This is a genomic window from Cronobacter dublinensis subsp. dublinensis LMG 23823 (assembly GCF_001277235.1).
Lineage (GTDB): Bacteria > Pseudomonadota > Gammaproteobacteria > Enterobacterales > Enterobacteriaceae > Cronobacter > Cronobacter dublinensis.
In genome coordinates this window covers 4,306,009-4,332,653 of record NZ_CP012266.1, presented here as the reverse complement: position 1 = coordinate 4,332,653, position 26,645 = coordinate 4,306,009, and the positions used below count along the sequence as shown (strand labels likewise).

Below are 26,645 nucleotides of genomic sequence, written 5' to 3'. Positions count from 1 at the left end.
CCCTGACGCATGTTTGCAGCCCGAATCGTAGACTGGATTTCGTTGAACCGCAGCACATAAGTTTCCAGGAGTCAGTGATGCGCAAAGTTACCGCCGCCGTCATGGCCTCAACGCTGGCTGTCGGTGCGTTAACGAGCCAGGCGGCACAGGTCCCGACGGACGAAAGCTGGCATCCGGCGGAAACGCTAACGCAACGCAACAGTGTGCAGAGTCATATGTTTGACGGCATCAACTTAACAGAGCATCAGCGCCAGCAAATGCGCGATTTGATGCAGCGGGCGCGGCATGAGCAGCCCCCTGTTAATGTTAGCGAAATGGAGACCATGCACAGGCTGGTCACCGCAGAAAATTTTGATGAAAACGCAGTGCGCGCTCAGGCGGAAAAAATGGCCCAGGAGCAAGTGGCCCGCCAGGTTGAAATGGCGAAGGTGAGAAACCAGATGTATCACCTGTTAACGCCCGAGCAGCAAGCGGTTTTGAACGAGAAACACCAGCAACGCATGGAGCAGTTCCGTGAGGTTGCGCAAATGCAGCGCCAGTCTGCGCTGCCGCTCTTCAGTAGCAGTACTCGTAGTAACCAGTAACAACCCTGTTTTCCTTGCCATAGACACCATCCCTGTCTTCCCCCCTCATGATGAGGGGGTTTTTTTTGCCCTTTTTTCGGTGTGCGCTGATGTTCAGTGCCGCCGCGCGCCATACGAATTTCATCAAAATCCTGCGGACGGTTGGTTATACTGGCAACATCTCTTTGCAGGAGTCGTTATGAATCATGACTATGCTCGCCTGGTAAGCCGGGCGGCCCTCGCCGCAACGCTGGTGGCGTCGCTACTGCTGATCATTAAAATTTTCGCCTGGTGGTATACCGGGTCGGTCAGCATTCTCGCGGCCCTGGTCGACTCGCTGGTCGACATCGCCGCGTCGCTCACCAATTTATTGGTGGTACGGTATTCGCTGCAGCCTGCCGATAAAGAACATGCTTTCGGGCACGGCAAAGCGGAATCGCTGGCGGCGCTTGCGCAAAGCATGTTTATTTCCGGCTCAGCGCTGTTTCTTTTCCTCACCGGCATTCAACATCTGGTGGCGCCGGAGCCGATGCGCGCGCCGCTGGTCGGGGTTATTGTGACGATGGCGGCGCTGGTGACCACCTTGATGCTGGTCACGTTCCAGCGCTGGGTGGTGCGCAAAACCCGCAGCCAGGCGGTGCGGGCGGATATGCTTCATTATCAGTCTGATGTTATGATGAACACCGCTATTCTGGTGGCGCTGGCCCTCTCGTGGTATGGCCTGCACCGCGCCGACGCGCTGTTCGCGCTCGGGATTGGCGTCTGGATTTTATACAGTGCGTTACGGATGGGCTATGAAGCGGTACAGGCGTTGCTTGACCGGGCCCTGCCCGATGAAGAACGTCAGGCGATAGTCGAGATAATCTCCGCCTGGCCGGGCGTTCGGGGCGCGCACGATCTACGCACGCGGCAGTCAGGGCCGACCCGCTTTATCCAGCTTCATCTCGAAATGGAAGACAACTTGCCGCTGGTTCAGGCGCATCTTATCGCCGAACAGGTGGAGCAGGCGATCCTGTTCCGGTTCCCGGGGTCGGACGTCATTATTCATCAGGACCCATGCTCGGTCGTGCCGCGTTTTCAGCAAGGGCAATTCGAGCATTAAGCATTCGTTGTAAAGGCGTGATTCGGGCAGGCATTTTTTGTACATCTCACCCCCACGCGGGCTGACCTGAATCAATTCAGCAGGAAGCTGTTGATATACTATTTGCAGCAATAGTCGATCACCTGTCGCACTCGCGCAGGCGGTTTCCGGCGAAAGTATTCCTTTTGCATTCTACGTTCAGAGGTAGTCATGATTAAGAAAATCGGTGTGTTGACGAGTGGCGGTGATGCGCCTGGCATGAACGCCGCCATCCGTGGCGTGGTCCGCGCGGCGTTGACGGAAGGTCTGGAAGTCTGCGGTATTTACGACGGCTATCTGGGCCTGTATGAAGACCGCATGATCCAGCTCGACCGTTACAGCGTTTCCGACATGATCAACCGCGGCGGCACTTTCCTCGGTTCCGCGCGCTTCCCGGAGTTCCGCGAAGAACACATTCGCGCCGTGGCTATTGAGAACATGAAAAAACGCGGCATCGACGCGCTGGTGGTCATTGGCGGCGACGGTTCTTACATGGGCGCCAAACGTCTGACCGAAATGGGCTTCCCGTGCATCGGTCTGCCGGGCACCATCGATAACGACGTGGCGGGCACCGACTACACCATCGGTTACTTCACCGCGCTGCACACCGTCGTTGAGGCGATCGACCGTCTGCGCGACACCTCTTCTTCTCACCAGCGTATTTCCATCGTCGAAGTCATGGGCCGTTACTGCGGCGACCTGACCCTGGCGGCGGCCATCGCGGGCGGCTGCGAATTTATCGTGTTGCCGGAAGTGGAATTTAACCGCGAAGATCTGGTCGCGGAAATCAAAGCGGGCATCGCGAAAGGCAAAAAACACGCGATCGTCGCCATTACCGAGCACATCTGCGATATCGACGAGCTGGCGAAATACATCGAAACCGAGACCAAACGCGAAACCCGCGCCACCGTGCTCGGCCACATCCAGCGCGGCGGCTCGCCGGTGCCTTATGACCGTATTCTCGCCTCCCGCATGGGCGCTTACGCCATCGAACTGCTGCTGCAGGGCTACGGCGGCCGCTGCGTCGGTATCCAGAACGAAAAAATGGTGCATCACGACATCATCGACGCTATCGAAAACATGAAGCGTCCGTTCAAAGGCGACTGGCTGGACTGCGCTAAAAAGCTCTACTAAGCCTCGCGTCTCGCGCCGCGCCCGGTCAGCTCATGCGGCCGGGCGTTTCTTTTTCTGGTGTTATTCCCATCCGTTATAGCCAATTTTTTTTTATTCTTTATCCCCTGCCGCGCTTTCTGGCACGCTGCTTTTATCAAATTCAAATCTGAATCATTAAAGAGAGCGTGCGATGAACAAGTGGGGCGTGGGCATTACATTACTGTTGGCTTCGGCAAGCGTACTGGCGAAAGACGTGCAGCTGTTAAACGTCTCATACGATCCGACGCGTGAATTTTATGAACAGTACAACAAGGCGTTCAGCGCGCACTGGAAAAAAGAGACCGGCGACAACGTCGTGGTTCGCCAGTCGCACGGCGGCTCTGGCAAACAGGCGACGTCGGTCATCAACGGCATTAAAGCGGATGTGGTAACGCTGGCGCTGGCGTATGACGTCGATGCTATCGCCGAGCGCGGACGCATCGATAAAAACTGGATCAAACGCCTGCCGGACAACTCCGCGCCTTACACTTCCACCATCGTCTTCCTGGTGCGTAAGGGCAACCCGAAACAGATTAAAGACTGGAACGATCTCGTGAAGCCGGGCGTGTCGGTCATCACGCCGAATCCGAAGAGCTCCGGCGGCGCGCGCTGGAACTATCTGGCCGCCTGGGGTTACGCGCTGCATCACAACAACGGCGATCAGGCGAAAGCCCAGGAGTTCGTCAAGGCGCTGTATAAAAACGTTGAAGTGCTCGATTCCGGCGCGCGCGGCGCGACCAACACTTTCGTTGAGCGCGGCATTGGCGACGTGCTGATCGCCTGGGAAAACGAGGCGCTGCTGGCGGCTAACGAGCTTGGCAAAGACAAATTTGAAATCGTGACCCCGAGCGAGTCTATTCTCGCGGAGCCGACCGTCTCGGTCGTCGATAAAGTCGCGCAGGAGAAAGGCACGCAGGCGGTGGCGGAAGCCTACCTGAAATACCTCTACTCGCCGGAAGGCCAGGAGATCGCCGCGAAAAACTTCTACCGCCCGCGCGATGCGCAGATCGCGGCCAAATATGAAAACACCTTCCCGAAACTCAAGCTGTTCACCATTGATGACGTGTTCGGCGGCTGGACCAAAGCGCAGCAGACGCACTTTGCCAACGGCGGCACGTTCGATCAAATCAGCAAGCGTTAAATACCCTGGCCACAAGGATGTGGCCCGCCTTTTCCGCGCAATAGTGCCCCGTAGCGGTCCGTTTTACGCTACGCTTTGCGTTTACGGAATCATCAGGGCGAAGCATGAAGCGAATAGTGTCTGTCACAATCACACTCATTGTCTTACTGGCGCTGGCCGCGCTGGTGGCGTGGCGCTATTTCCTCCCGGACGACCCCGATGTGTTACGGCGCATCGTCACGCAGCAGTGCCTGCCCGGCGAACGCGAGCGTCACAACCCCGCCCCCTGCGCACAGGTGAATCTCCCTGCCGGCTACGCCGTGCTGAAAGACATCAACGGCCCGCTGCAATACCTGTTAATGCCGCTGTGGAAAATCAACGGCATCGAAAGCCCGCTGCTGCTCGCAGACAACACGCCCAACTTTTTCTGGCAGGCCTGGCAGGCGCGCCGCTGGATGAGCGAAAAGCGCGGCGACACCGTGCCGGACAGCGCCGTTTCGCTGGCCATCAACTCTGCGCTGGGCCGCACCCAGAACCATCTGCATATCCATATTTCCTGCCTGCGCCCGGATGTCCGCGCGCAGCTTGACGCTGCCATGACCGCCATCGGCAGCCGCTGGCAGCCGTTTCCGGGCAACCTTCGCGGCCACGACTATCTGGCGCGTCGCATCACCGGCGAAGAGCTGTCGCGCCGCTCGCCGTTCCTGATGCTAGCGCAGGAGGTGCCGGAGGCGCGTGAACACATGGGGCGTTACTCACTGGCGCTGGCGCCGCTTAAAGACGGCGCGTTTGTCCTGCTCGCGACCCGCCGCAACCTTCTGCAACTGAACGTGGCGCACAGCGAGGAGCTACAGGATCACGACTGCGCCATTCTGGATAACGCTAAGCCATAACATTTACTTAACGTCTGGCGCGCCGTAGACTTGCTGAAAATTTCATCAGGAGACAGGTATGTCCGTCTGGCTTGCGCACCCGCTTTTCTTACCTTCCCTTATTATTCTGCTGACGATCGTGCTCTGGGCGACGTCGCTGCTGCCGGAATTTATCACCGCGCTGCTCTTTTTCGCGGTGGCGATGATAGCCAAAATCGCGCCGCCGGAAGTGCTGTTCGGCGGTTTTGCGTCATCGGCGTTCTGGCTGGTGTTCAGCGGCTTCGTGCTGGGCGTGGCTATCCGCAAAACCGGGCTGGCGGATCGCGCCGCGCGGGCGCTGTCGGCGCGCCTGACCGACTCCTGGTGGCAGATGGTGGCGAGCGTCGTGCTGCTCAGCTACGCGCTGGCGTTTGTGATGCCCTCCAACATGGGGCGCATCGCGCTGCTGATGCCGATTGTGGCGGCAATGGCCAGACGCGCCGGTATCGAAGAAAACACCCGCGGCTGGTACGGCCTGGCGCTGGCGGTGGGCTTCGGTACCTTCCAGCTCTCCGCGACTATTCTGCCCGCTAACGTGCCGAACCTTGTCATGAGCGGCGCGGCGGAAGGCTCGTTCGACATTCACCTTAACTATCTGCCGTATCTGCTGCTGCACACGCCGGTGCTGGGGCTGCTTAAGGGCGCGGTGCTGATAGCGCTTATCTGCTGGCTGTTCCCCGGCGCGCCGCGGCCGCCGCGCGAGTTGCCCGCCGCGACGCCGATGAGCCGTGCGGAAAAGCGCCTCGGCTGGCTATTGCTGGTAGTGCTGGTGCTGTGGGTGACGGAGAGCTGGCACGGTATCGGCCCCGCATGGACGGGGCTTGCGGCGGCGGTCATCACGCTCCTGCCGCGCGTCGGGTTTATCACCGGCGATGAGTTTGCCAGCGGCGTCAACATGCGCACCTGCATCTATGTGGCCGGCATTCTCGGGCTCGCGACGACCGTCACCCATACCGGCATCGGCAGCGCGGTCGGCGCGGCGCTGATGCAGATTATGCCGCTCGATCCGGCGCGCCCCTTTACGAGCTTCGCCGCGCTCACGGGTATTACCACGGCGCTGAATTTCATTATGACCGCCAACGGCGTTCCGGCGCTCTACACCACGCTTGCAGAAAGCTTTTCGCGCAGCACCGGGTTTCCGCTGCTGTCGACCATCATGATCCAGGTGCTGGGGTATTCAACGCCGCTGCTGCCGTATCAGGCGTCGCCGATCGTAGTGGCGATGGCGCTCGGTAACGTACCGGCGCGCGCCGGGATGAAGCTCTGTCTGGCGCTCGCGATCGTCACATTTCTTTTCCTGCTGCCGCTCGATTACGGCTGGTTCCGGTTGTTGGGTAAACTCTGAGGCAACGCATGCGGAGGACATCATGACGACAATGCATTTTGCGGTCTGGTATTCCACGACTGACGACGAACAGGCGTTGCGTGAGGCGCTGCCGGGGCCCGGCTGCGCGCGCCACTTCCTGGAGGATTTCGGGTTTGCGCCGGGGCATGCGGAAGGCGCGATCGCGCTCTGGTACGGCGCGGCGCCCGGCGAGACGGGGTCGATTCATCCGCATAATCCGGCGCTTGACCCGCAGTTCGCGTTTTTAACCCGCGCGGTGGCGGAGCCGCTGTGCGAGCGCGGCGTCAGCGACATCAGCTTTCTCTACGCGCTGCCAGACGTTGACTACTACGGCGAGACGGAATCCTCGCCGTTGCTGGTCTTTCTCGGCAACATCCTGTGCTGCCCGCCGCCCGGTTTTCAGCTGCCGCGATAGGTAGAGTAGCCGTACTGACTCAGCAGCAGCGGCACGTGGTAGTGCTCGTCGGTGTTATCGATATGGAACACCACCGGCACTTCCGGGAAGAAGCTGGACTGTTTGTGAGAGGCGAAGTAGTCGCCGGTTTCAAAGATAACGCGGTAGTCGCCCGCGGCGGCAGGCGCGTCCGGCCACAGCGCCTTGATACGGCCATCTTTATCGGTCGTCGCCTGGTTCAGCGGCTGCCACGCGTCGCCCTGTTTTTTCTCCAGTTTAACCACCACGCCCGGCGCGGGTTTGCCGGTCTGTTCATTGAGCACATGCACGCTCAGTAAGTTCGACGACGCGGCAAGCGCCAGACCTGGCAGGGCGAAAAGGGCAGCGGCGGCAAGCGTTTGAAAACGGTTCATTATTATTCCTCCTTAAGTGGTTGTGGGGTTATCCTGCCAGCCGCGCGCGCGAAAACGCCTGACGCGAAGATGACAGTTTTGTCATCCGGCGCGTCTGTGCTGGGCAGCGCCCGCGTTCTTTGCGAGACTGTCGTCATGAAACTGCTACTGATTGAAGACAACGAAAAAGCCCGCGCGTGGCTTGAAAAAGGGCTGCGCGAGGCGGGGCTGGTGGTGGACGCCGTCGCCGACGGGCGCGATGGCCTGCACCTGGCGCTCGAGCAGGATTACGCGCTGATTATTCTCGATATCATGCTGCCGGGCCTCGACGGCTGGCAGGTGCTGCGCGCGCTGCGCACCGCCAAAGCCACGCCGGTGCTCTGCCTGACGGCGAGAGACGCGGTCAGCGATCGCGTCAAAGGGCTGGAGCTCGGCGCGGATGACTACCTGGTGAAGCCGTTTTCCTTTGCCGAACTGCTGGCGCGCGTGCGGGCCCAGCTACGTCGCCACGCGCCCGCTGCCGCGACGTTACAGGTGGCCGACCTCACGCTGGATACCGCGCGCCACGCCGCCAGCCGCGGCGACGAGCGGATTGCGCTGACCCGCCAGGAATTTACTCTGCTCTGGCTGTTGGCAAGCCGCGTCGGGGAGATTTTGCCGCGCACGCTCATCGCCAGCGAGGTCTGGGGCATCAACTTTGACAGCGAAACCAACGTGGTGGATGTCGCCATCCGCCGCCTGCGCAAGAAAATCGACGATCCGTTCCCGCTCAAGCTCATTGAAACCGTGCGCGGCATGGGATATCGCCTCAACGCGCCGGAGGAGAGCGATGCGTAGCCCCTCCCTGACGCTGCGCCTGACGCTTATTTTCACGCTGCTGGTGGCGCTCGCCTGCGGCATTACCGGCGTGTCGCTCTACCGCTCGCTTAGCGCGGAGCTGGTCTGGCGCGACGACCAGACGTTGCTCAATCGCGCCTCGCAGCTGCGTCAGCTGTTGACGGACGGCGCCGAGCCGCGCCAGCTGCCGCTCTATTTCAACCGCATGCTGGATACCCGCCAGGATGTGCTGCTGATCCGGCGCGTCGATGGCGACACGCTGGTAAACATTAACCAGGCGGGCGTGGCGCTGCCGGCGCTTGCGCCGGTGTTGCCGGGGCGGAGCGTGAACGAACAGGCGTTGCACCGCTGGCAGCAACCCGACGGCGTGTTTGTCAGCGCGCTCGCCCTGACGGCGAGCGATAAAAACGGGCCGCTGGTTATCACCGTGGCGCGCGTGGCGCAGGAGCGCGCGCAGATGCTGGCGCAATATCGCCGGGAAAGCCTGCTGGTCTGCGTACTGGCGACGCTCGCCGCCGCGCTGTTAAGCCCATGGCTGATCCGCCGTGGGCTGCGGGCGATCCGCCGTCTTAGCGAGGCCACCGCCCGCACCGGCAGCGAGACGCTGCAACAGCCGCTCAGCCTTGATACCCTGCCACGCGAGCTGCTGCCGCTTGGCGAGGCGCTCAACACCATGCGCCACCGGCTGGCGGAGGATTTCGCGCGGCTGACGCGTTTTGCCGACGATCTCGCTCATGAGCTGCGCACGCCAGTCAACATTCTGCTGGGGCAGAATCAGGTCGCGCTGCAACGCCCGCGCAGCGTACAGGAGTATCAGAACCTGCTGGCTGGCAATATCGAAGAGCTGGAGCAGATGACCCGGCTCATTGAAAACATTCTGTTTCTCGCCCGCGCCGATCATCAAAACATCGCGCTCAACCGCGAGGCGCTGGCGCTTGAGCCGTTTATCCATCAGCTGACGGATTTCCTGGAGCCGCTGGCAGAAGAGCGGGACATCCGTTTCAGCGTACAGGCGAGCGGAGTGCTGCGCGCCGACCGCCTGCTCCTACAGCGAGCGCTTACTAACCTTCTGACCAATGCGCTGCGCCACGCGTCGCCGGGCAGCGACGTGCGGATTACCGCCGTGCAGGAGGCGGACTACGCCATATTAAGCGTCGCCAATCAGGGCGAGCCGATAGCCGATTCGGATAAGCTTTTTCAGCGGTTCTGGCGTGGCGATAATGCGCGCCATACGCCTGGCACCGGGCTTGGGCTGGCGCTCACCCAGGCTATCGTGCGGCTGCACGGTGGCGAGGTGGCGGTTGTGCATGAGGCGGGCTGGAACCGCTTTATTCTGCGGTTCCCGGTTGCGTAAAACGGCTCAGGCGAGTTTCAGCGCCGCCATCATGCCGATAATGTTGGTCGCCGAATGCAGCACGATGGGGGCCAGCAGGCTGCCGGTATGAATACGTACCTGGCAGAGGATCACGGAGAAGATAAACAGCCAGACAAAGGTGGTGGGCATCAGGTACTGCGCGTGGCCAATGGCGAAAAACAGCGAGGTGGCGACCATCGCTATCGTCTGGCCGGTTTTGCCCCAGCCGATGCCCGCGTTCAGTAAAAAGCCGCGGCAGATAACTTCTTCCACCACCGGCGCCAGTACGCAGATGCAGATCGCGGTCAGCGCCAGGCTGAAAGACGACATCTCCGACAGCGTGGCGCTCCAGGGCTCCTGCCTGCCGAATAAGCCGTGAATCATCGACAGCACCAGCAGCGCCAGCCCCGGCAATGCCAGCGACTGTACGCTCAGCCTGCCCGCCGGCAACAGCCCGTAATGTTTCTGATACGCGCGCCAGCAGAGCAGCGCGAACGGCAGCCAGAACATGAAATAGAGCAGCGGCGTGGCGAACCCGGCACGGTAAATCCCCGCATAGCCCGGCAACAAAGAGATGGCGGCGGGCAGCATAAACCAGGCCACTCCGACGGTAATGCAAAGCAGCGTGTGCTGGAGTCTGTCCGCGGGCGCGTGCATGGTTACATCCTTGTCGCAAAGGAAAGTGAGGCGGGCCATTCCCGCCGCTGCGGATTATACCTGGCCTTTACGCGCCGATAAGCTTTTTTGTGCAACCCGTTCTGTTCAGGCATCCCCGTCTGGCGATCGTGACTGTCACGCTCCCCCTCTCAGAATTCAGTCAAATTATTAGCCGCAAGCATTGAAAATGCATAAGCACGGAATGCATTAACGTCTCTTGCTCTGAATTAAATGTTTTCCTAAAGAGATGTTGAGTACATATTTCAAAAAGTCGGCAGGCGTATATTACTCGGCGGATTTAGTTTGCGTTATTTTTCAGGTTTATATAAATTTAAGTTAATGGGAACTTATTTAGAATTTCTCGATAAAAAAATTAAAGACGTGCTGGTAGATATCTTTTTTCAGGGTGCTCACGACGTTACCCCACTTTTTAAGGCGGCGGTAAGGGGCAAAACAGATCTTGCGCGACATATCAGCCGGGATAGCATTTATATGTCCTTTGAACCTACACGTAAGCGTCTGGCCTATTTAAAATAAATCATTTATTTTATCTACTCATCATCCAGCCATGTTTATCTTCGCCTCCAATATGTTGTTAGAGGAAATAATGCTTGTGAAACGAATTACCGCTGTTCTCTGCTTTTTTCTCTTTCCCACGTTTTGTAACGCATCGTTAAGCGAAGGGCCGGAGCGCGATAGCTGTTTCAGGGAGAACGCCTCTGTGGGTGAGGCGTATGATTGCCTGGCGAAGAAGAAGGCGGAAAGCGCGGCAGAACTGGATGCGCTCATCATGCGTATGAATAAAAGCATTCTCGCCAATAATCCAGGGGACTTTAACGGCAATGAAGATGCCGGGATCACCACTGGCGAGGTTTTCAGCCAGCGTTTTCTTAACGCGCAGACGGCATGGAAGCAGTATCGCGCCCGGCTTTGTGAAGCTGTTGCCACCGAGATCAATGAGGACGCCTGGGATTACCACGCCTATATCGACCAGTGTGAAATCACGCTCAATAAACGACACGCTGAAGAAATCAGGCTGATGACACAGCCTGATTGAATGTGTCGCGCCTGCCTTTAACCGCGCGGGTTATATTGCGCGTCGCTGACGTGTTCCCGCCACTCTACGACGCGTGCGATATGCATCAGCGGTGTGGTCGGGCTTGCGCCGCGCTAACGCGTCAGCCGTTCAGGCGCGCCAGTCCGGCTTGCGCGGGCGGATAGTCGCCGCACTGTTGATAACATGCCTGCGCGTCGGGCGTCATGCCGGAAATCTCCAGGATCACCCCGATGTTGTACCAGGCTTTAAAGCTGTTCACGCCCGCTTTGTTGCCCTCCGGTAGCCGCGTGCAGGCCATAAACGTGTCCACGGCCTCCTGAAGCTTGCCGTTATTCATCAGGATCAATGCCTTAAGAAACGTGAAGTCGGCAGACGTGTACCAGCGTTCGTAATCGATAATCGCCATCGCCGCGGCGTAATCGCCCTGATTAATCAGCGCATAGCCCAGGGTTTCCACCAGCTCTTCGACATACTCCAGCGCCACGTCTGGCTGATGACTCAGCGCGGCGCGAAACGCCTGCACCGCCGCCGGGTAGTCACGCTTCAGGAAATGGCTTTTACCGAGTTGGAACCAGAGATACGGACTGTCCTGCCGGGTTTGCAGCGCGCGCTCCAGCAGCCGGATATTACGGGTGATTTTATCGGTCTGCGCCAGTACCGCTTTTTTGTAGCCGACATGATCCAGTGTCACGGGTACCGGGAACGTCTCGCCCGCCGGGCGGCCTGCGCGCGGCGTCACCTGCTCGTGGATCACGCCCTGATAGTGATAGCGCGCCTTCGGAAACAGGCGCGATACCCGTTCGCGCACGGTCGTTACCCCTTCGCCTTCATCAATATAGTTAATCCGCTCCACGCGGCCCACGCCCTGCGGATGCACGTCGATAAGCGCCTGTAGCGCGGGAATATCGGCCGCCGCGATGGTCTCGTCGGCGTCAATCACCAGCACCCAGTCGTGGCGCGCGTAGTGCAGCGAGGCGTTGCGGGCCTCGGAGAAATCATCCACCCAGGCGAAATCGTGAACGTTATCGGTGAAGCGGCGCGCGATGGCTTTGGTCTCGTCCTGCGAGCCGGTATCGATAATCACGATATCGTCAAAATGCGCAGCGACGGAGGCAAGCGTGGCGGCAAGGTGCTGCGCTTCGTTTTTCACGATCATGCAGATGGAAATCATAGTGTCAGGCTCAGGCGGTTTGGGCGGCTTCAGGGGTATTCACGATACCAGAGGTATCGGCGGCGGCGGGCAAATTTTTAGCGGCGGCGGTCAGCGCGCCAGCGCCGTCTATTATTAACTGTCCGTTATAAAAAAAAACCCGCGGCATCGTAGCGGTATATGCCCTTTCCACTTTGACAATACTGGAGGCCTGGATGAGCAACCAAGGCGATGAAACACACCACGGGCATCAGCGCGATGCGGGCGATGCGCCGTACTCCATGGCGCTGACGCTGACGGTAAATGGCGAAACCCGCCAGCTGGACGTAGATACCCGCACCACGCTTCTGGACGCGCTGCGCGAAAATCTGGCCCTGACCGGCACCAAGAAAGGCTGCGATCACGGCCAGTGCGGGGCGTGTACGGTTCTCGTCGACGGACGACGCGTAAATGCCTGCCTGACGCTTGCGCTGATGCATGAGGGCGCACAGATAACCACCATCGAAGGCCTCGGCACGCCGGACAACCTGCATCCGATGCAGGCCGCGTTTGTCGAGCATGACGGCTTTCAGTGCGGCTACTGCACGCCGGGGCAAATTTGCTCGTCGGTGGCCATGCTGAAAGAGATAGAAGCGGGCATCCCAAGCCATGTGACGCACGATTTAGTCTCGCCGCCGGAAATGACCGCCGATGAAATTCGCGAGCGAATGAGCGGCAATATCTGCCGCTGCGGCGCGTACTCCAACATTCTTGCCGCGATCGAAGATGTCGCCGGGAGTGGATCCTCATGAAAGCTTTCACTTACGAACGCGCCGCCACGCCCGCCGGGGCAGCGGCCAGCGCGCAGCGCACCCCCGGCGCGAAATTTATCGCAGGCGGCACCAATCTGCTCGATCTCATGAAGCTTGAGATAGAGACGCCGGTCCATCTTATCGACGTCAACGGCCTGGCGCTGGACACAATTGAACCGACCGACGAGGGCGGTTTGCGGATAGGCGCGCTGGTGCGCAACACCGATCTGGCGGCGGACTTGCGCGTGCGCCGCGATTACGCGGTGCTCTCCCGCGCGCTGCTCGCCGGGGCGTCCGGGCAGTTACGCAACCGGGCCACCACCGCCGGCAACCTGCTCCAGCGCACCCGTTGCCCCTACTTTTACGACACCCATCAGCCGTGCAACAAGCGCCAGCCGGGCAGCGGCTGCGCCGCCATGCAGGGGTTCAGCCGCCAGCTGGCAGTCGTGGGCGCAAGCGACGCCTGTATCGCCACGCACCCGAGCGATATGGCGGTCGCCATGCGCCTGCTGGACGCCATGGTGGAAACCGTCACCCCGCAAGGCCAGGAGCGCCTTATCCCCATCGCGGAATTTTACCGCCCGCCGGGCGATACGCCGCACCTGGAAACCACGCTTGCGCCCGGCGAGTTCATCACGGCGGTGACGCTGCCGCCGCCGGTGGGCGGCACGCAGATCTACCGTAAAGTGCGCGACCGCGCCTCATACGCGTTTGCGCTGGTCTCGGTGGCGGCGATTGTGCAGCCGGACGGCACCGGGCGCGTGGCGCTCGGCGGCGTGGCGCATCAGCCGTGGCGGCGCGAGGCGGCGGACGCGCAGGTGCCGCACGGGGCGCAGGCCGTGTATGACGCGCTCTTTGCCGACGCGCAACCGACACCGGAAAACGCATTCAAGCTGGTACTGGCGAAGCGCACGCTCGCCTCGGTACTGACGCAAGCGAGGGCAGGCTGATGAAATTCGATAAACCGGCAACACAGAACCCGATTGACCAGCAGAACGTGGTCGGGCGGCCGCGCGATCGCATCGACGGCCCGCTGAAAACCTCCGGCCAGGCAACCTACGCCTACGAATGGCATGACGAAGCGCCAAACGCGGCGTACGGCCATGTGGTCGGCTCCGCCATCGCCAAAGGACGTATCACCGCAATGGACACCGGGGCAGCGGAACAGGCACCGGGCGTGCTGGCGGTCATCACCGCGCAGAACGCCGGACCGCTCGGCAAAGGCGACATGAACGCCGCCACGCTGCTGGGTGGCCCGGAGATTGAGCACTACCATCAGGCCATCGCCGTGGTGGTGGCGGAAACCTTCGAGCAGGCGCGCGCCGCCGCCGGGCTGATTACGGTAACGTATGAAGAAACGCCTGGCGCTTACGATCTCGCCAAAGAAAAACCCGGCGTGACGACGCCGCCGGACGATACGCCCGATAAAACGGTCGGCGATTTCGGGAGCGCGTTTAACCACGCTGAAGTGCAGTTTGACGCTACCTACACCACGCCGGATCAAAGCCACATGGCGATGGAGCCGCACGCATCGATGGCCGCCTGGGAGGGCGATAAACTCACGCTCTGGACCTCCAGCCAGATGATCAACTGGTGGCGCGGCGATCTCGCTAAAACGCTCAACATTCCTCTTGAGAATATTCGCGTGCGCTCGCCGTATATCGGCGGCGGCTTTGGCTCCAAGCTTTTTCTGCGCAGCGACGCCGTGCTGGCCGCGCTCGGCGCCCGCGCGGTGCAGCGCCCAGTGAAGGTCATGCTGCCGCGCCCGTTTATTCCCAATAACACCACGCACCGCCCGGCGACTATCCAGCGGGTGCGCCTCGGGGCGCGCAGGGATGGACGCCTTACCGCTATCGCGCATGAGAGCTGGTCCGGCAACCTGCCGGGTGGGCCGACGGAGACCGCAACCAACCAGACTGAACTGCTCTATGCGGGCGCGAACCGCCACACCGGGCTGCGGCTGGCGGAGCTCGACCTGCCGGAAGGCAACTCAATGCGCGCGCCTGGCGAAGCGCCGGGAATGATGGTGCTGGAAATCGCCATCGATGAAATGGCCGAGAAGCTCGGCATGGATCCGGTCGAGTTTCGCATCATCAACGACACTCAGGTCGACCCGGCGCACCCGGAGCGCTTTTTCTCGCGCCGCCAGTTGGTGGAGTGCCTGCGCACGGGCGCGGCGCATTTCGGCTGGCAGCAGCGTAACCCGGTGCCGGGGCAGGTGCGTGAAGGCGACTGGCTGGTGGGCCACGGCATGGCCGCCGGGTTTCGCAATAACCTGGTGACGAAATCCGGCGCGCGCGTGCATCTCGATGCGCAGGGCCAGGTGACCGTCGAAACCGACATGACCGACATCGGCACCGGCAGCTACACCATTATCGCCCAGACCGCCGCCGAAATGATGGGCGTGCCGCTGGAGAGCGTGACCGTGCGGCTGGGTGATTCTGACTACCCGATCTCGTCCGGCTCCGGCGGGCAGTGGGGCGCCAACAGCGCCACGGCGGGCGTCTATGCCGCCTGCGTTAAACTGCGCGAAGCCGCAGCGAAACGGCTCGGTTTTGATCCGAACAGCGCGGAATTTGTGGACGGGCAGATCCGCGGCGAGGGCAGGCGCGTACCGCTCGCGCAGGTCGCCGCCGACGGCACGCTGACGGCAGAAGACACCATGGAATATGGCGCGCTCGACAAGCAGTTCCAGCAATCCACCTTCGCCGGGCATTTTGTTGAAGTGGCGGTGGAGGCGAACACCGGCGAGGTGCGGGTGCGCCGCATGCTGGCCGTCTGCGCCGCCGGGCGCATTCTCAATCCGAAAACCGCGCGCAGCCAGGTCATCGGCGCGATGACGATGGGCCTCGGCGGGGCGCTGATGGAAGAGCTGTTTGTCGACACGCGACGCGGTTTTTTCGTTAACCACGACATGGCGCTCTACGAGGTGCCGGTACACGCCGATGTCCCGCGTCAGGAGGTGATTTTCCTTGAAGACACCGACCCGGTCTCCTCGCCGATGAAAGCCAAAGGCGTGGGCGAGCTCGGCCTGTGCGGCGTCAGCGCCGCCATTGCCAATGCGATTTATAACGCCACCGGCGTGCGCGTGCGGGAGTACCCCATCACGCTGGATAAATTGCTTGAAGGCCTGCCTGAACTGGCGTCGTAAGGAACGCGACGGCTGGCGATGATGCGTCGCCAGCCGTACTGCATCGCAGTCTGAAAAAAGGATGAGAAAAGGTGCTGCAACAATCCCTGCTGACAGAACAGGCGCAGCCTGAGGCGGCGTTATTCACCGATGACAGCTCGACGATTTTGCGCTTCGCGGCGCAGGCGCTGAACGCCGGTATGGCGGCGGCGCTGGTGACGCTGGTGGAAATCCGCGGCGGCGCGTCCCGCGCGCTCGGGGCGCATATGGCGGTGCGCGAAGATGGCGCGTATTGCGGCTTTGTCTCCGGCGGCTGCGTGGAATCCGCCGCCGCTTATGAGGCGCTGGAGGCGATAGCCTGCGGCGAAGACCGCCTGGTGAAGTACGGCGAGGGCTCGCCTTATTTCGATATCGTGTTGCCTTGCGGCGGCGGCATTACGCTCTGCATTCATCCGCTGCGTTCGGTCACGCCGCTGCTGGCGACGCTCAACGCGCTGGCGCAGCGCAAACCCGCCGGGTTGCGTTATCACCCGGCCTCGCAGACGCTGCAAAGCGTGCTGCCCGCCGGGGAAATCGGCTGGCGCGACGACGGATTTGAGGTGCGCTACGCGCCCTGCGTGCGCGTCATGATTTATGGGCGCTCCATAGAGGCCGACGCGACGGCGAACGTGGCGCGGGCGGCGGGCTATGACGTGCATGTCAGTGACGGCAGGGAGCCGCAGGCCGATGTGGCGTTAATGGATGCCGACACCGCCGTTGTCCTGTTGTATCACGATCTTGACCGCGAGCTGCCGGTGCTCAACGCCGCGCTGGCCGCCGGGCCGTTTTATATCGGCGCGCTGGGCAGCCAGCGCACGCACGCGACGCGCGTGGAGGCGCTGCGCGAGCATGGATGGCGCGAGCAGGATATCGCCCGCATCAAAGCGCCGATCGGTATTTTCCCCAAAGCCCGCGACGCGCAGTCGCTGGCGCTCTCCATCCTGGCGGATGTCGCGGCGGCCCGGCAGAATTTGTCATCGCCGCAGGCGGCGCGGTAATGCCTGCGACGACCCCGCCGGTCATCATTATTCTCGCCGCCGGAAAGGGCGAACGGTTTCGCGCAGGCGGCGCGGTCACGCACAAGCTGGATGCGCTGCTTCAGGGCAAACCGGTGTTAGCGCATGTGCTGGCGGCGGCGCGGGCGTCTGGCCTGCCCTGGCATCTCGTGAGGCCGCAAGGCGGCACGGGCGGCATGGGAGAGTCCATCGCGCTTGGCGTAAAAGCGACGCCGGATGCCCCAGGCTGGCTGATCCTGCCAGGCGATCTGCCGCTTATCAGCGCCGCCTCCCTGTGCCGCGTGGCGCAGGCGCTTAATGAAAAACCTGTCGTGGTGCCGCACTACCAGCAACGCCACGGCCACCCGGTCGGGTTCCGGCGTGAGTATTTCGCTGCGCTTGTGGCGCTCTCCGGCGACGAGGGCGCCAAATCCGTTGTGCAGGCGGCGCGGGCGCCCGGCAATGTGCTGACGCTTGCCTTAGACGATGCGGGCGTGGTGCTGGATATTGACGAGCCAGGCGATCTCCGCGCGGCAGAAGATCATGCCCGCAGGCGGTAGTGAGCATTTCAGTACCGTCTGAAGGCAGGGGTTTTATCAGGCCGCGAGCTGATTTAACGCGTCCAGGGTTTCCTGAGAGAGCGTTAATTCGGTGGCCTTGCTGTTTTCATGAAAATGCACGACCGACCCGGTGCCCGGAATTAACAAAATATTCTGCGCGCGGTGCAACAGCCAGGCGAGCGCCACCTGCATCGGGGTCGCGGATAATTGCGCCGCGATATTCTCAAGTGTGGAGGATTGCAGCGGGGAAAAACCGCCTAACGGGAAAAACGGCACATAGGCAATTCCGGCGGCGGCCAGCTCGTCAATTAACGCCTCGTCGTTGCGATGGACGATGTTATACATATTCTGTACGCAGCAAATCGGGGTGATTGTTCGCGCCTCGGCGACCTGCGCAGGCGTGACATTGCTTAAGCCAATATGCTTAATCAACCCCTGTTCTTTTAATTTCACCAGGGCTGCGAGCGGCGCTTCAATTGACCCTTCCGCCGGGCCATGTACGTCAAACATCGCGCGCAGATTAACGACGTCCAGCGCGTCGAGCTTCAGGTTGCGCAGATTATCATGCACCGCCTGAGTTAATTCCTCAGCAGAAAACGCCGGGTTCCACGAGCCGTCATTGCCACGTTTCGCCCCCACTTTCGTCACAATCGTCAGGTCGCTGCGATAGGGATATAACGCTTCACAAATAAGTTGATTCGTAATATGCGGCCCGTAAAAATCGCTGGTATCGATATGATTTACGCCCGCCTCAACAACGGCGCGTAATACATCAAGCGCCGCGTTTTTATCTTTCGGCGGACCAAATACGCCAGGACCCGCCAGCTGCATCGCACCGTAACCAAACCGCTTTACTTCACGGTCGCCCAGTAAATAAGTTCCGCTTTTTTCAATCGTGTTCATAACGCCTGCTTGCTGTATCGGTGGGGAGGAGTTATTAGTATATGAAGCATCCTTCAGTTTAAGAATTCGCATTCCATGAAGACGACCACAGCCCCGCTTAGCCCGCGTAAAATGCCTGTCCAGCGCCGTTCTGTCGCAACGGTGGAGGCACTTCATACGGCAACCATTCAGGTTTTAGTGAATGAAGGATTAAGCCGCTGCACGACAACGCGCGTCGCGAGCCGCGCCGGGATGTCCGTCGGCAGCCTTTATCAGTATTACCCTAACCGCGACGCGCTACTTTCTGGCGTACTGGAATTGCACTTAACTAAAATTGCCGATGCGCTCGACGCGGCTGCTATTTCCGCGCGCGGTAAACCTGTCGCGGAAATGGCCAGCGCGATAGTTCAGGCGTATCTGTGCCTGAAATTAGCCAATCCTGATGAGTCAAAAGCGCTTTACGCCGTTGCGGCAGAGCGCGACGGCGCGCGCCTGATGGGCGTAATTTATAAGCGGATGGTTAACTCGATAGCGCAAACACTCGTAACCGCCCCGGATAACACGTTCCCTGACCCGGTATTTACCGCGCATCTTGCGCTCGGCGTAATTACCGGCCCAACGAAGTCCTTTCTTGAAGGGTTTATTCCGGCGGATTATACCGGGCAATTCCAGACGCATTTATCCCGACTGTTGGTGGGGTATTTGAAGGGGGAGTAAAAGCATCAATGCCATAGAAATCGCAGGCTGCCTGATTCTTTTTAGTCACGCTTATTATTCTCACCGTCAGGATCTATAGCGGATTAATAAATCCTATGTTTCTGCCGCTTTTTGTCTTTATTTACTCATTTATATGAAGATTTATTGACCGGCGACTAGCATTGCCATCCTGAAGATCAAATCGATACGTTATCCGCAGAGGTATAGCGGGAAGGCGATGCAGGGAAGGAATACATGCGGGTAAAAGCTTTAAAGAGGCATGCTTGTAAACCTGAAAGGCATTTTGGCGGGATCACAGGAGTCGCATTTGATATTTAATTGCCTTGAATTTATTGATTATTTTCCTATGCGATTTTTAAATGTGCCCCCAATTATGCCCCCATTCCTTTTTCCATACTGTATTTAGGCTAGAGTTTAATCATGTGCAGCCTTTGTACTTTCTATCCTGTGTCAGATTTTCACATGATCAAGGTTGGACCTCAACTGATCAGCAAGATTAAGATAAAATGTAACCTTCTTGACTTGTTAGGTACACATGCTATGCCCATTAGCGAACGAGTAAAACGGATTGTCTGGGTCAGAGATGGAGGCTGCTGTGCGATTTGTAGGGAAAGGCTTCTTATTGAAGATGAAAGTGGACTGTCATCACAGTTTATCGGAGAGGTAGCTCACATTGTTGCAGAGCAGCCTGAAGGCCCAAGGGGAAATTCACCGTTAAATCTTAAGCAACGGAATCATGAATCAAATTTGTTGCTTCTTTGTTGTAATCATCATACTGAAATTGACTCTGGGGTAGAAAAATTTCCTACAGAACGTCTTTTGGAACTCCAGCGAGAGCATTCTCTTTGGTTAAAAGACAAGCTTAAAGCTGAAAATCCATGGAAGACTACATTACATAATTTTTACTATCTAAATGTCCCAAGGCTGTTAGCTCTAGCTGCTCATGCAGGCATCAAAGTTGATCTCTCTGATTACAGTAAAATCATTGCGTTACACGAGTTAGGATGGAATTTAAATTACCTAATGATGGCATTTAAAAATCTCTTTAAACAGATAGAGGTAAAAGCCATTACTCCTAAAAAGCTGGTAGAGCTTGGGTATCAGGCTAGAGGATCAATCGTTGCCTTCGATCAGCAATTCCGAACGAAGAATATAGAAATGCCTAGTTCTTTAGGTGCGTATGCTCAGGCTGTTCGTGGGAATGCTTCGACAGATCCACAAATCTATACCTCGTTCTCAGGAATTAAGGCAACGCTTATTATTGATCCTCGTTGGATTACTACTACTACTGCTTTTGTCCAATTCCGACCTTCAGGTGGGCGTGGAAATTTTGCTGGGTTTGGTATTGTTAATCATGTTGACGAGACTCGTATAAGCATCACACCATTGGTGATTGGATTACCTTCTAACCCCTTTATGGAAGCGTTGTATGGCTCCGCGTAATTCTTAAGATTAGGCCTTACCTTTTTGGTAGGGCCCAAGTTCCATTATATCAAAGAAGATGAAGCATATTTTCAGCCATAACCCACAGTGACCTGCCCCCAGTATTAGATACAACCGTCAGTTAGTAATGTCGGTTTGTTTATCTTCATATTTTTCATTTCGCCACCGTGCTGCAAACTCTGATGGCGTCTGATAATTCAGTGCCGAATGTGGACGACACTCGTTATAATCCTGCCGCCAGTCATTAATGATTTTCCTGGCGTGAACGATATCGCTGAACCAGTGCTCATTCAGACATTCATCGCGAAATCGTCCGTTAAAGCTCTCAATAAATCCGTTCTGCGTTGGCTTGCCCGGCTGGATTAAGCGCAACTCAACACCATGCTCAAAGGCCCATTGATCCAGTACGCGGCAGGTAAACTCCGGCCCCTGGTCAGTTCTTATTGTCGCCGGATAGCCTCGAAACAGTGCAATGCTGTCCAGTATACGCGTGACCTGAACGCCTGAAATCCCGAATGCTGTGGTAATTGTCAGGCACTCCTTCGTGAAGTCGTCCACACAGGTCAGGCACTTTATCCTGCGACCGGTGGCCAGTGCGTCCATGACGAAATCCATCGACCAGGTCAGGTTGGGCGCTTCCGGGCGGAGCAGCGGCAGACGTTCCGTTGCCAGTCCTTTACGACGTCGTCTGCGTTTTACGCCCAGCCCGCTGAGATGATAAAGACGGTACACGCGCTTGTGATTAACCTGAAGGCCTTCACGGCGCAGTAATTGCCAGATGCGGCGGTAGCCAAAACGCCTGCGCTCCAGTGCCAGCTCAATAATGCGCTCTGATAAATGCGCATCAACCGCCGGACGCTGAGCCTCGTAGCGGCAGGTCGACAGAGACAAACCTGTAAGCCTGCAGGCTCGACGTTGCGACAGACCGGTTGCATCACACATAAACTCAACGGCTTCCCGCTTCTGGCCTGTCGTCAGTACTTTCGCCCCAGAGCCACCTGAAGCGCCTCCTTATCCAGCATGGCTTCGGCAAGCAGCTTCTTGAGTCTGGCGTTCTCTTCCTCAAGCGACTTCAGGCGCTTAACCTCGGGCACCTCCATACCGCCATACTTCTTGCGCCAGGTGTAAAAGGTGGCGTCGGAAATGGCGTGCTTACGGCAGAGCTCACGGGCAGAAACCCCGGCTTCAGCCTCGCGGAGGATACTGATGATCTGTTCGTCGGAAAAACGCTTCTTCATGGGGATGTCCTCATGTGGCTTATGAAGACATTACTAACATCGCGGTGTATTAATCAACGGGGAGCAGGTCAATTTACCAATAAAAGGGAAAACATCCTGCTCAAATGTTTTGATGATTTCTTCACGATAAGCAATAGTCCAGCGGTCGGCTTTAGTTGAATGCCACTCACGGCTTACTGATTCGAAAGAGTTATCTGTTGATATCTTTTGAGCGAGTTTAAATGCTTTGCGTTCCTCTACTGGGTCAATGCCATTAGCAACTTGCTTACGGGCGTTGTCACGCTTCTCACGTGCTTCTGCAAGGCTCACCAAATCGTAGCTACCAAATGACATTAACCGCGCTTTCCCCGCAAAGCGGAAACGGAAATGCCAGCCCTTCGAGCCATCGGGATTGATGAGTAATGACAGGCCTTGCCCATCGTTTAATGTGTATGGCTTGTCTTGGGGCCTTGCTCGTTTGACTTGTATATCTGTAAGCGCCATGCGTATAAGCCAAAAATATGTATAAAAAATCTATACACATCACTAGATATATTTTTATGGATCCAGGGAGAACCTGCCAGACTGTTACGGATGATGTATTTACAATATTTATTGAAAATAAAGGATTTTTTTAGGCTTTCTTGGAGGGGTGTGGAGGAACTCTGGCGGAAGATCACAGGAGTCGAACCTGCCCGGGGCCGCTGGCGGTCCCAACTGGATTTGAAGTCCAGCCGCCTCACCGGAGACGACGATCTTCCGCGCCTGCATTGCTACATGGAGGCCGGCGCATTATAGGCGCGTTTCAGACGCTTACCAATACCCCCGTCACACTCTTTTTTCGCCTCCCGAACGGGCGTAATACGGTTTTGCTTAAGTATTTTTCGCCTGTTACCGGTCACAAAAATTATTCATTTGTTGCATCAGCGAGTTAACGCGATCACAGAAATCAAGAATCATAAAGAAATTACCAGAAAACAGAATTTCTGGGGGCTCTGAACGGCGTTAAAACCCTAAGTGAAATTTCGCGTATCGCTGATGAGGACCGCCCAATGAGTGAGCAAGCGCTTTCCGTGAAGGAGAAGATTGGCTACGGCATGGGAGACGCCGCAAGCCATATCGTTTTTGATAACGTCATGCTTTATATGATGTTTTTCTACACCGATATCTTCGGCATTCCCGCCGGTTTCGTTGGCACCATGTTTCTGCTGGCCCGCGCGCTGGATGCGATATCAGATCCGGCAATGGGACTGATTGCCGATCGCACCCGCAGCCGCTGGGGCAAATTTCGCCCGTGGGTGCTGTTTGGCGCGCTGCCGTTCGGCGTGGTGTGCGTATTCGCCTATAGCACGCCGGAACTCAGCCTCACCGGCAAAATGATCTACGCGGCAGCGACTTACACGCTGCTGACGCTGATGTATACGGTCGTGAATATTCCTTATTGCGCGCTGGGCGGCGTTATCACCAGCGATCCGCAGCAGCGCATCTCGCTGCAATCCTGGCGCTTCGTGCTGGCCACGGCAGGTGGCATGCTCTCCACAGTACTGATGATGCCGCTGGTGAATTTTTTTGGCGGCGACGATAAGGCATTCGGCTTTCAGGCAGGGATCGCTGTGCTGGCTGTCGTGGCGTTTTTGATGCTCGCGTTTTGTTTCTTCACGACCAAAGAGCGTGTCGAGGCACCGCCCACGACCTCGACCATGCGTGAAGACTTGCGCGATATCCTGCAAAACGACCAGTGGCGCGTCGTGGGCGTGCTGACCCTGCTGAATATCCTCGCGGTGTGCGTGCGTGGCGGGGCGATGATGTACTACGTCACCTGGATTATGGGCGACGCCGCGCTGTTCTCCTGGTTCCTCGGCCTTTACTGCGTCGGCAACCTGTTCGGCAGTGCGCTCGCTAAACCGCTCACCGACTGGAAGTGCAAAGTGAGCGTCTTCTGGTGGACCAACGCCGCGCTGGCGGTCCTGAGCGTCGCCATGTTCTTCGTGCCGATGAGCGCCACCCTTGTGATGTTCGTCTTTATCTTTGTCATCGGCGTCCTCCATCAGCTGGTCACGCCCATTCAGTGGGTCATGATGTCCGACACGGTCGATTACGGCGAATGGCGCAACGGCAAACGCCTGACCGGTATCAGTTTCGCGGGCACGCTGTTTGTCCTGAAACTGGGCCTGGCGCTCGGCGGCGCGCTTATCGGCTGGATGCTGGCAGGCGGCGGCTATGACGCTGCCGCGAAAGCCCAGAACGGCGCCACGCTCACCATCATTATCTCGCTGTTCACCCTCGCGCCGGGCGTCTGCTACGTACTGAGCGCTATCATCGCGAAACGTTACTACACGCTGAAAACACCGTTTTTGAAAGACATCCTGGCGGAACTGGCGCAGGGCGCGCGCAATAACCAGAAAGCGTTTGAAACGGGGTCGGTCAGCGATGCATTCCACGAGTCAAAGGGGTAAGTCATGAAAATCAGTGACGGAAACTGGCTGATACAGCCGGGTTTAAGCCTGCTGCATCCCATTCAGGTGTTTGATGTCGAGCAGCGCGACGGCGACATGATTGTCTATGCCGCGCCGCGTGACGTGCGCGAACGTGCCGGGCAGCTGGATATTCCGCTTTTTACGCTGCGCTTTTTCTCGCCGCAGGAGGGTATCGTTGGGGTGCGTATCGCGCATTTTCAGGGCGTGCCGGATAACGGCCCGCATTATCCGCTTAATGTGCTGAAAAACGTGCCGGTAACGATGTGCGAAACCGAGAGCTATGCCGAGCTGAAAAGCGGCAGTCTCAGCGTGCGGGTGACCAAAGGCGAAAACTGGGCACTCGATTTTCTGCGTGACGGCGAGCGTATTACCGGCAGCCAGGCGAAGAACAACGGCTATGTGCAGGATGGCAACGGCGCGGCATCTATGTTCGAGCGGCTGGATCTGGGTGTCGGCGAGACGGTGTACGGCCTCGGCGAGCGTTTTACCGCCCTGGTGAAGAACGGCCAGACGGTGGAGACCTGGAATCGCGACGGCGGCACGAGCACCGAGCAGGCGTACAAAAACATTCCGTTTTACCTGACCAACCGCGGTTATGGCGTGCTGGTAAATCACCCGGAGTGCGTCTCCTTCGAAGTGGCCTCTGAAAAAGTCTCGAAGGTGCAGTTCAGCGTGGCGGGCGAATACCTGGAGTATTTCGTCATCGACGGCCCGACGCCAAAAGCGGTGCTCGACCGTTATACCTGGCTGACGGGCCGTCCGGCGCTGCCGCCCGCCTGGTCGTTCGGGCTGTGGCTCACCACGTCGTTTACCACTAACTATGACGAAGAGACGGTCAATCGCTTTATCGACGGCATGGCGGCGCGTGAGCTGCCGCTGCATGTCTTTCACTTTGACTGCTTCTGGATGAAGGCGTTTCAGTGGTGTGATTTCGAATGGGACCCGGCGACCTTCCCGGACCCGGAAGGCATGCTAACGCGTCTCAAAGCCCGCGGCCTGAAAATCTGCGTCTGGATCAATCCGTATATCGGCCAGAAATCGCCGCTGTTCCGCGAAGGAATGGAAAAAGGCTATCTGCTGAAACGCCCGAACGGCGCGGTGTGGCAGTGGGATAAATGGCAGCCGGGGCAGGGCATCGTCGACTTCACCAACCCGGCGGCGTGTGAATGGTACGCGGGCCATCTGAAACGGCTGGTGAAGATGGGCGTCGACTGCTTTAAAACCGATTTTGGCGAGCGCATCCCGACTGACGTGGTGTGGCATAACGGCGCTGACCCGCAAAAAATGCACAACCATTACGCGTTCCTCTATAACGAACTGGTCTGGAACGTCCTTAAAGAGACCGTGGGCGAGGAAGAAGCGGTGCTGTTCGCCCGCTCGGCCTCGGTGGGCGCGCAGCAGTTCCCGGTGCACTGGGGCGGCGACTGCTACGCTAATTATGAATCAATGGCTGAAAGCCTGCGCGGCGGGCTGTCTATCGGGCTTTCCGGGTTCGGTTTCTGGAGCCATGATATCGGCGGCTTTGAAAACACCGCGCCGGCGCATGTCTATAAACGCTGGTGCGCGTTTGGGCTGCTCTCCAGCCACAGCCGCCTTCACGGCAGCAAATCGTACCGCGTGCCGTGGGCGTATGATGACGAAGCCTGCGACGTGGTGCGCCACTTCACGCAGCTGAAATGCCGTCTGATGCCTTATCTCTATCGTCAGTCGGCGTTAGCGCACGAATGCGGCACGCCGGTGATGCGTGCCATGATGCTGGAATTCCCCGATGACCCGGCCTGCGATTATCTCGACCGCCAGTATATGCTCGGCGACGCCGTGCTGGTCGCGCCGGTGTTCAGCGAGGCGGGCGACGTGGCGTTTTACTTACCCGAAGGGCGCTGGACGCACCTGTGGCGCAACGACGAGCTGCCCGGCAGCCGCTGGCATAAACAGCGGCACGACGTCCTGAGCCTGCCGGTCTATGTGCGCGACAACACGCTGCTGGCGCTCGGCAATAACGATCAGAAACCCGATTACGCCTGGCATGAGGGCACGGCGTTCCAGCTGTTTAACCTGGCGGAAGGCCGCGACGCGCGCTGCGAGGTGCCTGCCGCTGACGGCAAGACGGCGTTTACGCTGCGCGTGACGCGCGAGGGCAACCGCCTGACCGTCGAAGGGGACGGCAACGCGACAGGGTGGACGCTCTGCCTGCGCAACGTTCAGCAGGTGGCGAGCGTGCAGGGCGGCAGTGGCGCGGGCAGCGAATGGGGCATTGTGGTAACGCCTGAGCGCGGCGCGCAGGCGTTGAGCATTACGCTGTAAGCAACAAAAACGCCGCCCGCGGGCGGCGTTTTGCCTGA

The 26,645-nt window shown here is 58.6% G+C and carries 25 protein-coding genes, 1 tRNA gene and 1 pseudogene; 20 read left to right on the top strand and 7 right to left on the bottom strand.

Annotated elements, in window-relative coordinates; all coding sequences use genetic code 11:
- The first annotated feature begins 77 nt into the window (after window positions 1-77).
- The 7 genes from cpxP to AFK67_RS20055 all read left to right on the top strand — a co-directional run bounded on the left by cpxP (window position 78) and on the right by AFK67_RS20055 (window position 6,626).
- Window positions 78-584: a cell-envelope stress modulator CpxP gene (gene cpxP, locus AFK67_RS20085; RefSeq protein WP_007735343.1), complete on the top strand. Its 507-nt coding sequence runs from the start codon at window positions 78-80 to the stop codon at window positions 582-584.
- A gap of 178 nt (window positions 585-762) precedes the next feature.
- Window positions 763-1,665, top strand: coding sequence for a CDF family cation-efflux transporter FieF (gene fieF / locus AFK67_RS20080; RefSeq protein ID WP_007735340.1), 903 nt, complete (start codon window positions 763-765; stop codon window positions 1,663-1,665).
- A 189-nt stretch (window positions 1,666-1,854) separates the two neighbouring features.
- Window positions 1,855-2,817 carry a 6-phosphofructokinase gene (gene pfkA, locus AFK67_RS20075; protein WP_007753848.1) on the top strand — a complete coding sequence of 321 codons (963 nt, stop codon included), beginning with the start codon at window positions 1,855-1,857 and terminating at the stop codon, window positions 2,815-2,817.
- A gap of 169 nt (window positions 2,818-2,986) precedes the next feature.
- A complete protein-coding gene (locus AFK67_RS20070) occupies window positions 2,987-3,976 on the top strand; it encodes a sulfate ABC transporter substrate-binding protein (protein WP_032967742.1) in 990 nt (329 codons plus the stop codon).
- Between the two features lie 104 nt (window positions 3,977-4,080).
- Window positions 4,081-4,848 carry a CDP-diacylglycerol diphosphatase gene (locus tag AFK67_RS20065; RefSeq protein WP_032991313.1) on the top strand — a complete coding sequence of 256 codons (768 nt, stop codon included), beginning with the start codon at window positions 4,081-4,083 and terminating at the stop codon, window positions 4,846-4,848.
- Window positions 4,849-4,906: 58 nt separating this feature from the next.
- Window positions 4,907-6,211, top strand: coding sequence for an SLC13 family permease (locus tag AFK67_RS20060; protein ID WP_007735329.1), 1,305 nt, complete (start codon window positions 4,907-4,909; stop codon window positions 6,209-6,211).
- Between the two features lie 22 nt (window positions 6,212-6,233).
- Window positions 6,234-6,626 carry a hypothetical protein gene (locus tag AFK67_RS20055; protein WP_007735326.1) on the top strand — a complete coding sequence of 131 codons (393 nt, stop codon included), beginning with the start codon at window positions 6,234-6,236 and terminating at the stop codon, window positions 6,624-6,626.
- On the opposite strand, the gene uraH is transcribed toward AFK67_RS20055, so the two are convergent.
- Window positions 6,611-7,018: a hydroxyisourate hydrolase gene (gene uraH, locus AFK67_RS20050; protein WP_007735323.1), complete on the bottom strand. Its 408-nt coding sequence runs from the start codon at window positions 7,016-7,018 to the stop codon at window positions 6,611-6,613. The two genes, AFK67_RS20055 and uraH, sit on opposite strands and share 16 nt — an antisense overlap.
- 135 nt (window positions 7,019-7,153) lie before the next feature.
- Between uraH and hprR the strand changes: the two genes are divergently transcribed.
- On the top strand, window positions 7,154-7,834 hold the full coding sequence (hprR, locus tag AFK67_RS20045; RefSeq protein WP_032967747.1) for a response regulator transcription factor HprR: 681 nt from the start codon (window positions 7,154-7,156) through the stop codon (window positions 7,832-7,834).
- Complete coding sequence (locus AFK67_RS20040; RefSeq protein WP_007735319.1) at window positions 7,827-9,188, top strand: heavy metal sensor histidine kinase; 1,362 nt, start codon at window positions 7,827-7,829, stop codon at window positions 9,186-9,188. The genes hprR and AFK67_RS20040 overlap by 8 nt, the downstream gene beginning before the upstream one ends.
- A gap of 6 nt (window positions 9,189-9,194) precedes the next feature.
- Here the strand turns inward: AFK67_RS20040 and AFK67_RS20035 are convergent, their stop codons facing one another.
- Window positions 9,195-9,845, bottom strand: a complete 651-nt coding sequence (locus tag AFK67_RS20035; RefSeq protein ID WP_038884709.1) for a CPBP family intramembrane glutamic endopeptidase — start codon at window positions 9,843-9,845, stop codon at window positions 9,195-9,197.
- A gap of 303 nt (window positions 9,846-10,148) precedes the next feature.
- Here AFK67_RS20035 and AFK67_RS23105 point away from each other — a divergent pair, with 303 nt between their 5' ends.
- Window positions 10,149-10,382: a hypothetical protein gene (locus AFK67_RS23105; protein WP_155885901.1), complete on the top strand. Its 234-nt coding sequence runs from the start codon at window positions 10,149-10,151 to the stop codon at window positions 10,380-10,382.
- Between the two features lie 31 nt (window positions 10,383-10,413).
- Window positions 10,414-10,902: a lysozyme inhibitor LprI family protein gene (locus AFK67_RS20030; protein ID WP_234013495.1), complete on the top strand. Its 489-nt coding sequence runs from the start codon at window positions 10,414-10,416 to the stop codon at window positions 10,900-10,902.
- A 121-nt stretch (window positions 10,903-11,023) separates the two neighbouring features.
- On the opposite strand, the gene AFK67_RS20025 is transcribed toward AFK67_RS20030, so the two are convergent.
- Window positions 11,024-12,073, bottom strand: coding sequence for a glycosyltransferase (locus AFK67_RS20025; RefSeq protein WP_007735308.1), 1,050 nt, complete (start codon window positions 12,071-12,073; stop codon window positions 11,024-11,026).
- 194 nt (window positions 12,074-12,267) lie between these two features.
- Between AFK67_RS20025 and paoA the strand changes: the two genes are divergently transcribed.
- The 5 genes from paoA to AFK67_RS20000 all read left to right on the top strand — a co-directional run bounded on the left by paoA (window position 12,268) and on the right by AFK67_RS20000 (window position 17,567).
- Window positions 12,268-12,843 (top strand): aldehyde dehydrogenase iron-sulfur subunit PaoA, encoded by a 576-nt coding sequence (gene paoA, locus AFK67_RS20020; protein ID WP_007735304.1) that lies wholly within the window; start codon window positions 12,268-12,270, stop codon window positions 12,841-12,843.
- The gene (locus tag AFK67_RS20015; protein ID WP_038884706.1) at window positions 12,840-13,793 is read left to right on the top strand and encodes an FAD binding domain-containing protein; all 954 of its coding nucleotides are present in this window, start codon (window positions 12,840-12,842) and stop codon (window positions 13,791-13,793) included. The genes paoA and AFK67_RS20015 overlap by 4 nt, the downstream gene beginning before the upstream one ends.
- Window positions 13,793-15,994, top strand: a complete 2,202-nt coding sequence (gene paoC / locus AFK67_RS20010; RefSeq protein ID WP_007716657.1) for an aldehyde oxidoreductase molybdenum-binding subunit PaoC — start codon at window positions 13,793-13,795, stop codon at window positions 15,992-15,994. Before AFK67_RS20015 ends, paoC begins: the two co-directional genes overlap by 1 nt.
- Window positions 15,995-16,065: 71 nt before the next feature.
- Window positions 16,066-17,010: an XdhC family protein gene (locus tag AFK67_RS20005; protein WP_038884702.1), complete on the top strand. Its 945-nt coding sequence runs from the start codon at window positions 16,066-16,068 to the stop codon at window positions 17,008-17,010.
- A complete protein-coding gene (locus AFK67_RS20000) occupies window positions 17,010-17,567 on the top strand; it encodes a nucleotidyltransferase family protein (RefSeq protein WP_007716661.1) in 558 nt (185 codons plus the stop codon). The genes AFK67_RS20005 and AFK67_RS20000 overlap by 1 nt, the downstream gene beginning before the upstream one ends.
- Before the next feature lie 36 nt (window positions 17,568-17,603).
- On the opposite strand, the gene AFK67_RS19995 is transcribed toward AFK67_RS20000, so the two are convergent.
- Window positions 17,604-18,470: an aldo/keto reductase family oxidoreductase gene (locus tag AFK67_RS19995; RefSeq protein ID WP_007716664.1), complete on the bottom strand. Its 867-nt coding sequence runs from the start codon at window positions 18,468-18,470 to the stop codon at window positions 17,604-17,606.
- Window positions 18,471-18,545: 75 nt separating this feature from the next.
- Here AFK67_RS19995 and AFK67_RS19990 point away from each other — a divergent pair, with 75 nt between their 5' ends.
- Window positions 18,546-19,166, top strand: a complete 621-nt coding sequence (locus tag AFK67_RS19990; RefSeq protein ID WP_038884700.1) for a TetR/AcrR family transcriptional regulator — start codon at window positions 18,546-18,548, stop codon at window positions 19,164-19,166.
- Window positions 19,167-19,628: 462 nt separating this feature from the next.
- Window positions 19,629-20,609, top strand: a complete 981-nt coding sequence (locus tag AFK67_RS22635) for an HNH endonuclease (RefSeq protein WP_158409089.1) — start codon at window positions 19,629-19,631, stop codon at window positions 20,607-20,609.
- 117 nt (window positions 20,610-20,726) lie between these two features.
- Here the strand turns inward: AFK67_RS22635 and AFK67_RS19980 are convergent.
- From AFK67_RS19980 to AFK67_RS19970, 3 genes and pseudogenes are all read right to left on the bottom strand, one after another.
- A protein-coding gene (locus tag AFK67_RS19980) for an IS3 family transposase (RefSeq protein ID WP_085958808.1) occupies window positions 20,727-21,847 on the bottom strand; the annotation gives its coding sequence in 2 pieces (ribosomal slippage) (window positions 20,727-21,589 and window positions 21,589-21,847; 1,122 coding nt in all).
- Window positions 21,848-21,919: 72 nt separating this feature from the next.
- Window positions 21,920-22,330: pseudogene (locus tag AFK67_RS22375) on the bottom strand (tyrosine-type recombinase/integrase); the annotation flags it as partial.
- Between the two features lie 162 nt (window positions 22,331-22,492).
- Window positions 22,493-22,587: transfer RNA gene (locus AFK67_RS19970), tRNA-Sec, on the bottom strand.
- Between the two features lie 291 nt (window positions 22,588-22,878).
- Between AFK67_RS19970 and AFK67_RS19965 the strand changes: the two genes are divergently transcribed.
- Window positions 22,879-24,282 carry a glycoside-pentoside-hexuronide family transporter gene (locus AFK67_RS19965; RefSeq protein WP_007716934.1) on the top strand — a complete coding sequence of 468 codons (1,404 nt, stop codon included), beginning with the start codon at window positions 22,879-22,881 and terminating at the stop codon, window positions 24,280-24,282.
- A gap of 3 nt (window positions 24,283-24,285) precedes the next feature.
- Window positions 24,286-26,607: an alpha-xylosidase gene (yicI, locus tag AFK67_RS19960; protein ID WP_038884686.1), complete on the top strand. Its 2,322-nt coding sequence runs from the start codon at window positions 24,286-24,288 to the stop codon at window positions 26,605-26,607.
- The last annotated feature ends 38 nt before the right edge of the window (window positions 26,608-26,645 follow it).

What these genes read in the sequence shown, in the direction of transcription:
- cpxP (WP_007735343.1), top strand. Translation starts at nt 78, where the DNA reads ATGCGCAAAGTTACCGCCGCCGTCATGGCCTCAACGCTGGCTGTCGGT.
- fieF (WP_007735340.1), top strand. Translation starts at nt 763, where the DNA reads ATGAATCATGACTATGCTCGCCTGGTAAGCCGGGCGGCCCTCGCCGCA.
- pfkA (WP_007753848.1), top strand. Translation starts at nt 1,855, where the DNA reads ATGATTAAGAAAATCGGTGTGTTGACGAGTGGCGGTGATGCGCCTGGC.
- AFK67_RS20070 (WP_032967742.1), top strand. Translation starts at nt 2,987, where the DNA reads ATGAACAAGTGGGGCGTGGGCATTACATTACTGTTGGCTTCGGCAAGC.
- AFK67_RS20065 (WP_032991313.1), top strand. Translation starts at nt 4,081, where the DNA reads ATGAAGCGAATAGTGTCTGTCACAATCACACTCATTGTCTTACTGGCG.
- AFK67_RS20060 (WP_007735329.1), top strand. Translation starts at nt 4,907, where the DNA reads ATGTCCGTCTGGCTTGCGCACCCGCTTTTCTTACCTTCCCTTATTATT.
- AFK67_RS20055 (WP_007735326.1), top strand. Translation starts at nt 6,234, where the DNA reads ATGACGACAATGCATTTTGCGGTCTGGTATTCCACGACTGACGACGAA.
- uraH (WP_007735323.1), bottom strand. Translation starts at nt 7,018, where the DNA reads ATGAACCGTTTTCAAACGCTTGCCGCCGCTGCCCTTTTCGCCCTGCCA.
- hprR (WP_032967747.1), top strand. Translation starts at nt 7,154, where the DNA reads ATGAAACTGCTACTGATTGAAGACAACGAAAAAGCCCGCGCGTGGCTT.
- AFK67_RS20040 (WP_007735319.1), top strand. Translation starts at nt 7,827, where the DNA reads ATGCGTAGCCCCTCCCTGACGCTGCGCCTGACGCTTATTTTCACGCTG.
- AFK67_RS20035 (WP_038884709.1), bottom strand. Translation starts at nt 9,845, where the DNA reads ATGCACGCGCCCGCGGACAGACTCCAGCACACGCTGCTTTGCATTACC.
- AFK67_RS20030 (WP_234013495.1), top strand. Translation starts at nt 10,414, where the DNA reads ATGTTTATCTTCGCCTCCAATATGTTGTTAGAGGAAATAATGCTTGTG.
- AFK67_RS20025 (WP_007735308.1), bottom strand. Translation starts at nt 12,073, where the DNA reads ATGATTTCCATCTGCATGATCGTGAAAAACGAAGCGCAGCACCTTGCC.
- paoA (WP_007735304.1), top strand. Translation starts at nt 12,268, where the DNA reads ATGAGCAACCAAGGCGATGAAACACACCACGGGCATCAGCGCGATGCG.
- AFK67_RS20015 (WP_038884706.1), top strand. Translation starts at nt 12,840, where the DNA reads ATGAAAGCTTTCACTTACGAACGCGCCGCCACGCCCGCCGGGGCAGCG.
- paoC (WP_007716657.1), top strand. Translation starts at nt 13,793, where the DNA reads ATGAAATTCGATAAACCGGCAACACAGAACCCGATTGACCAGCAGAAC.
- AFK67_RS20000 (WP_007716661.1), top strand. Translation starts at nt 17,010, where the DNA reads ATGCCTGCGACGACCCCGCCGGTCATCATTATTCTCGCCGCCGGAAAG.
- AFK67_RS19995 (WP_007716664.1), bottom strand. Translation starts at nt 18,470, where the DNA reads ATGAACACGATTGAAAAAAGCGGAACTTATTTACTGGGCGACCGTGAA.
- AFK67_RS19990 (WP_038884700.1), top strand. Translation starts at nt 18,546, where the DNA reads ATGAAGACGACCACAGCCCCGCTTAGCCCGCGTAAAATGCCTGTCCAG.
- AFK67_RS22635 (WP_158409089.1), top strand. Translation starts at nt 19,629, where the DNA reads ATGATCAAGGTTGGACCTCAACTGATCAGCAAGATTAAGATAAAATGT.
- AFK67_RS19965 (WP_007716934.1), top strand. Translation starts at nt 22,879, where the DNA reads ATGAGTGAGCAAGCGCTTTCCGTGAAGGAGAAGATTGGCTACGGCATG.
- yicI (WP_038884686.1), top strand. Translation starts at nt 24,286, where the DNA reads ATGAAAATCAGTGACGGAAACTGGCTGATACAGCCGGGTTTAAGCCTG.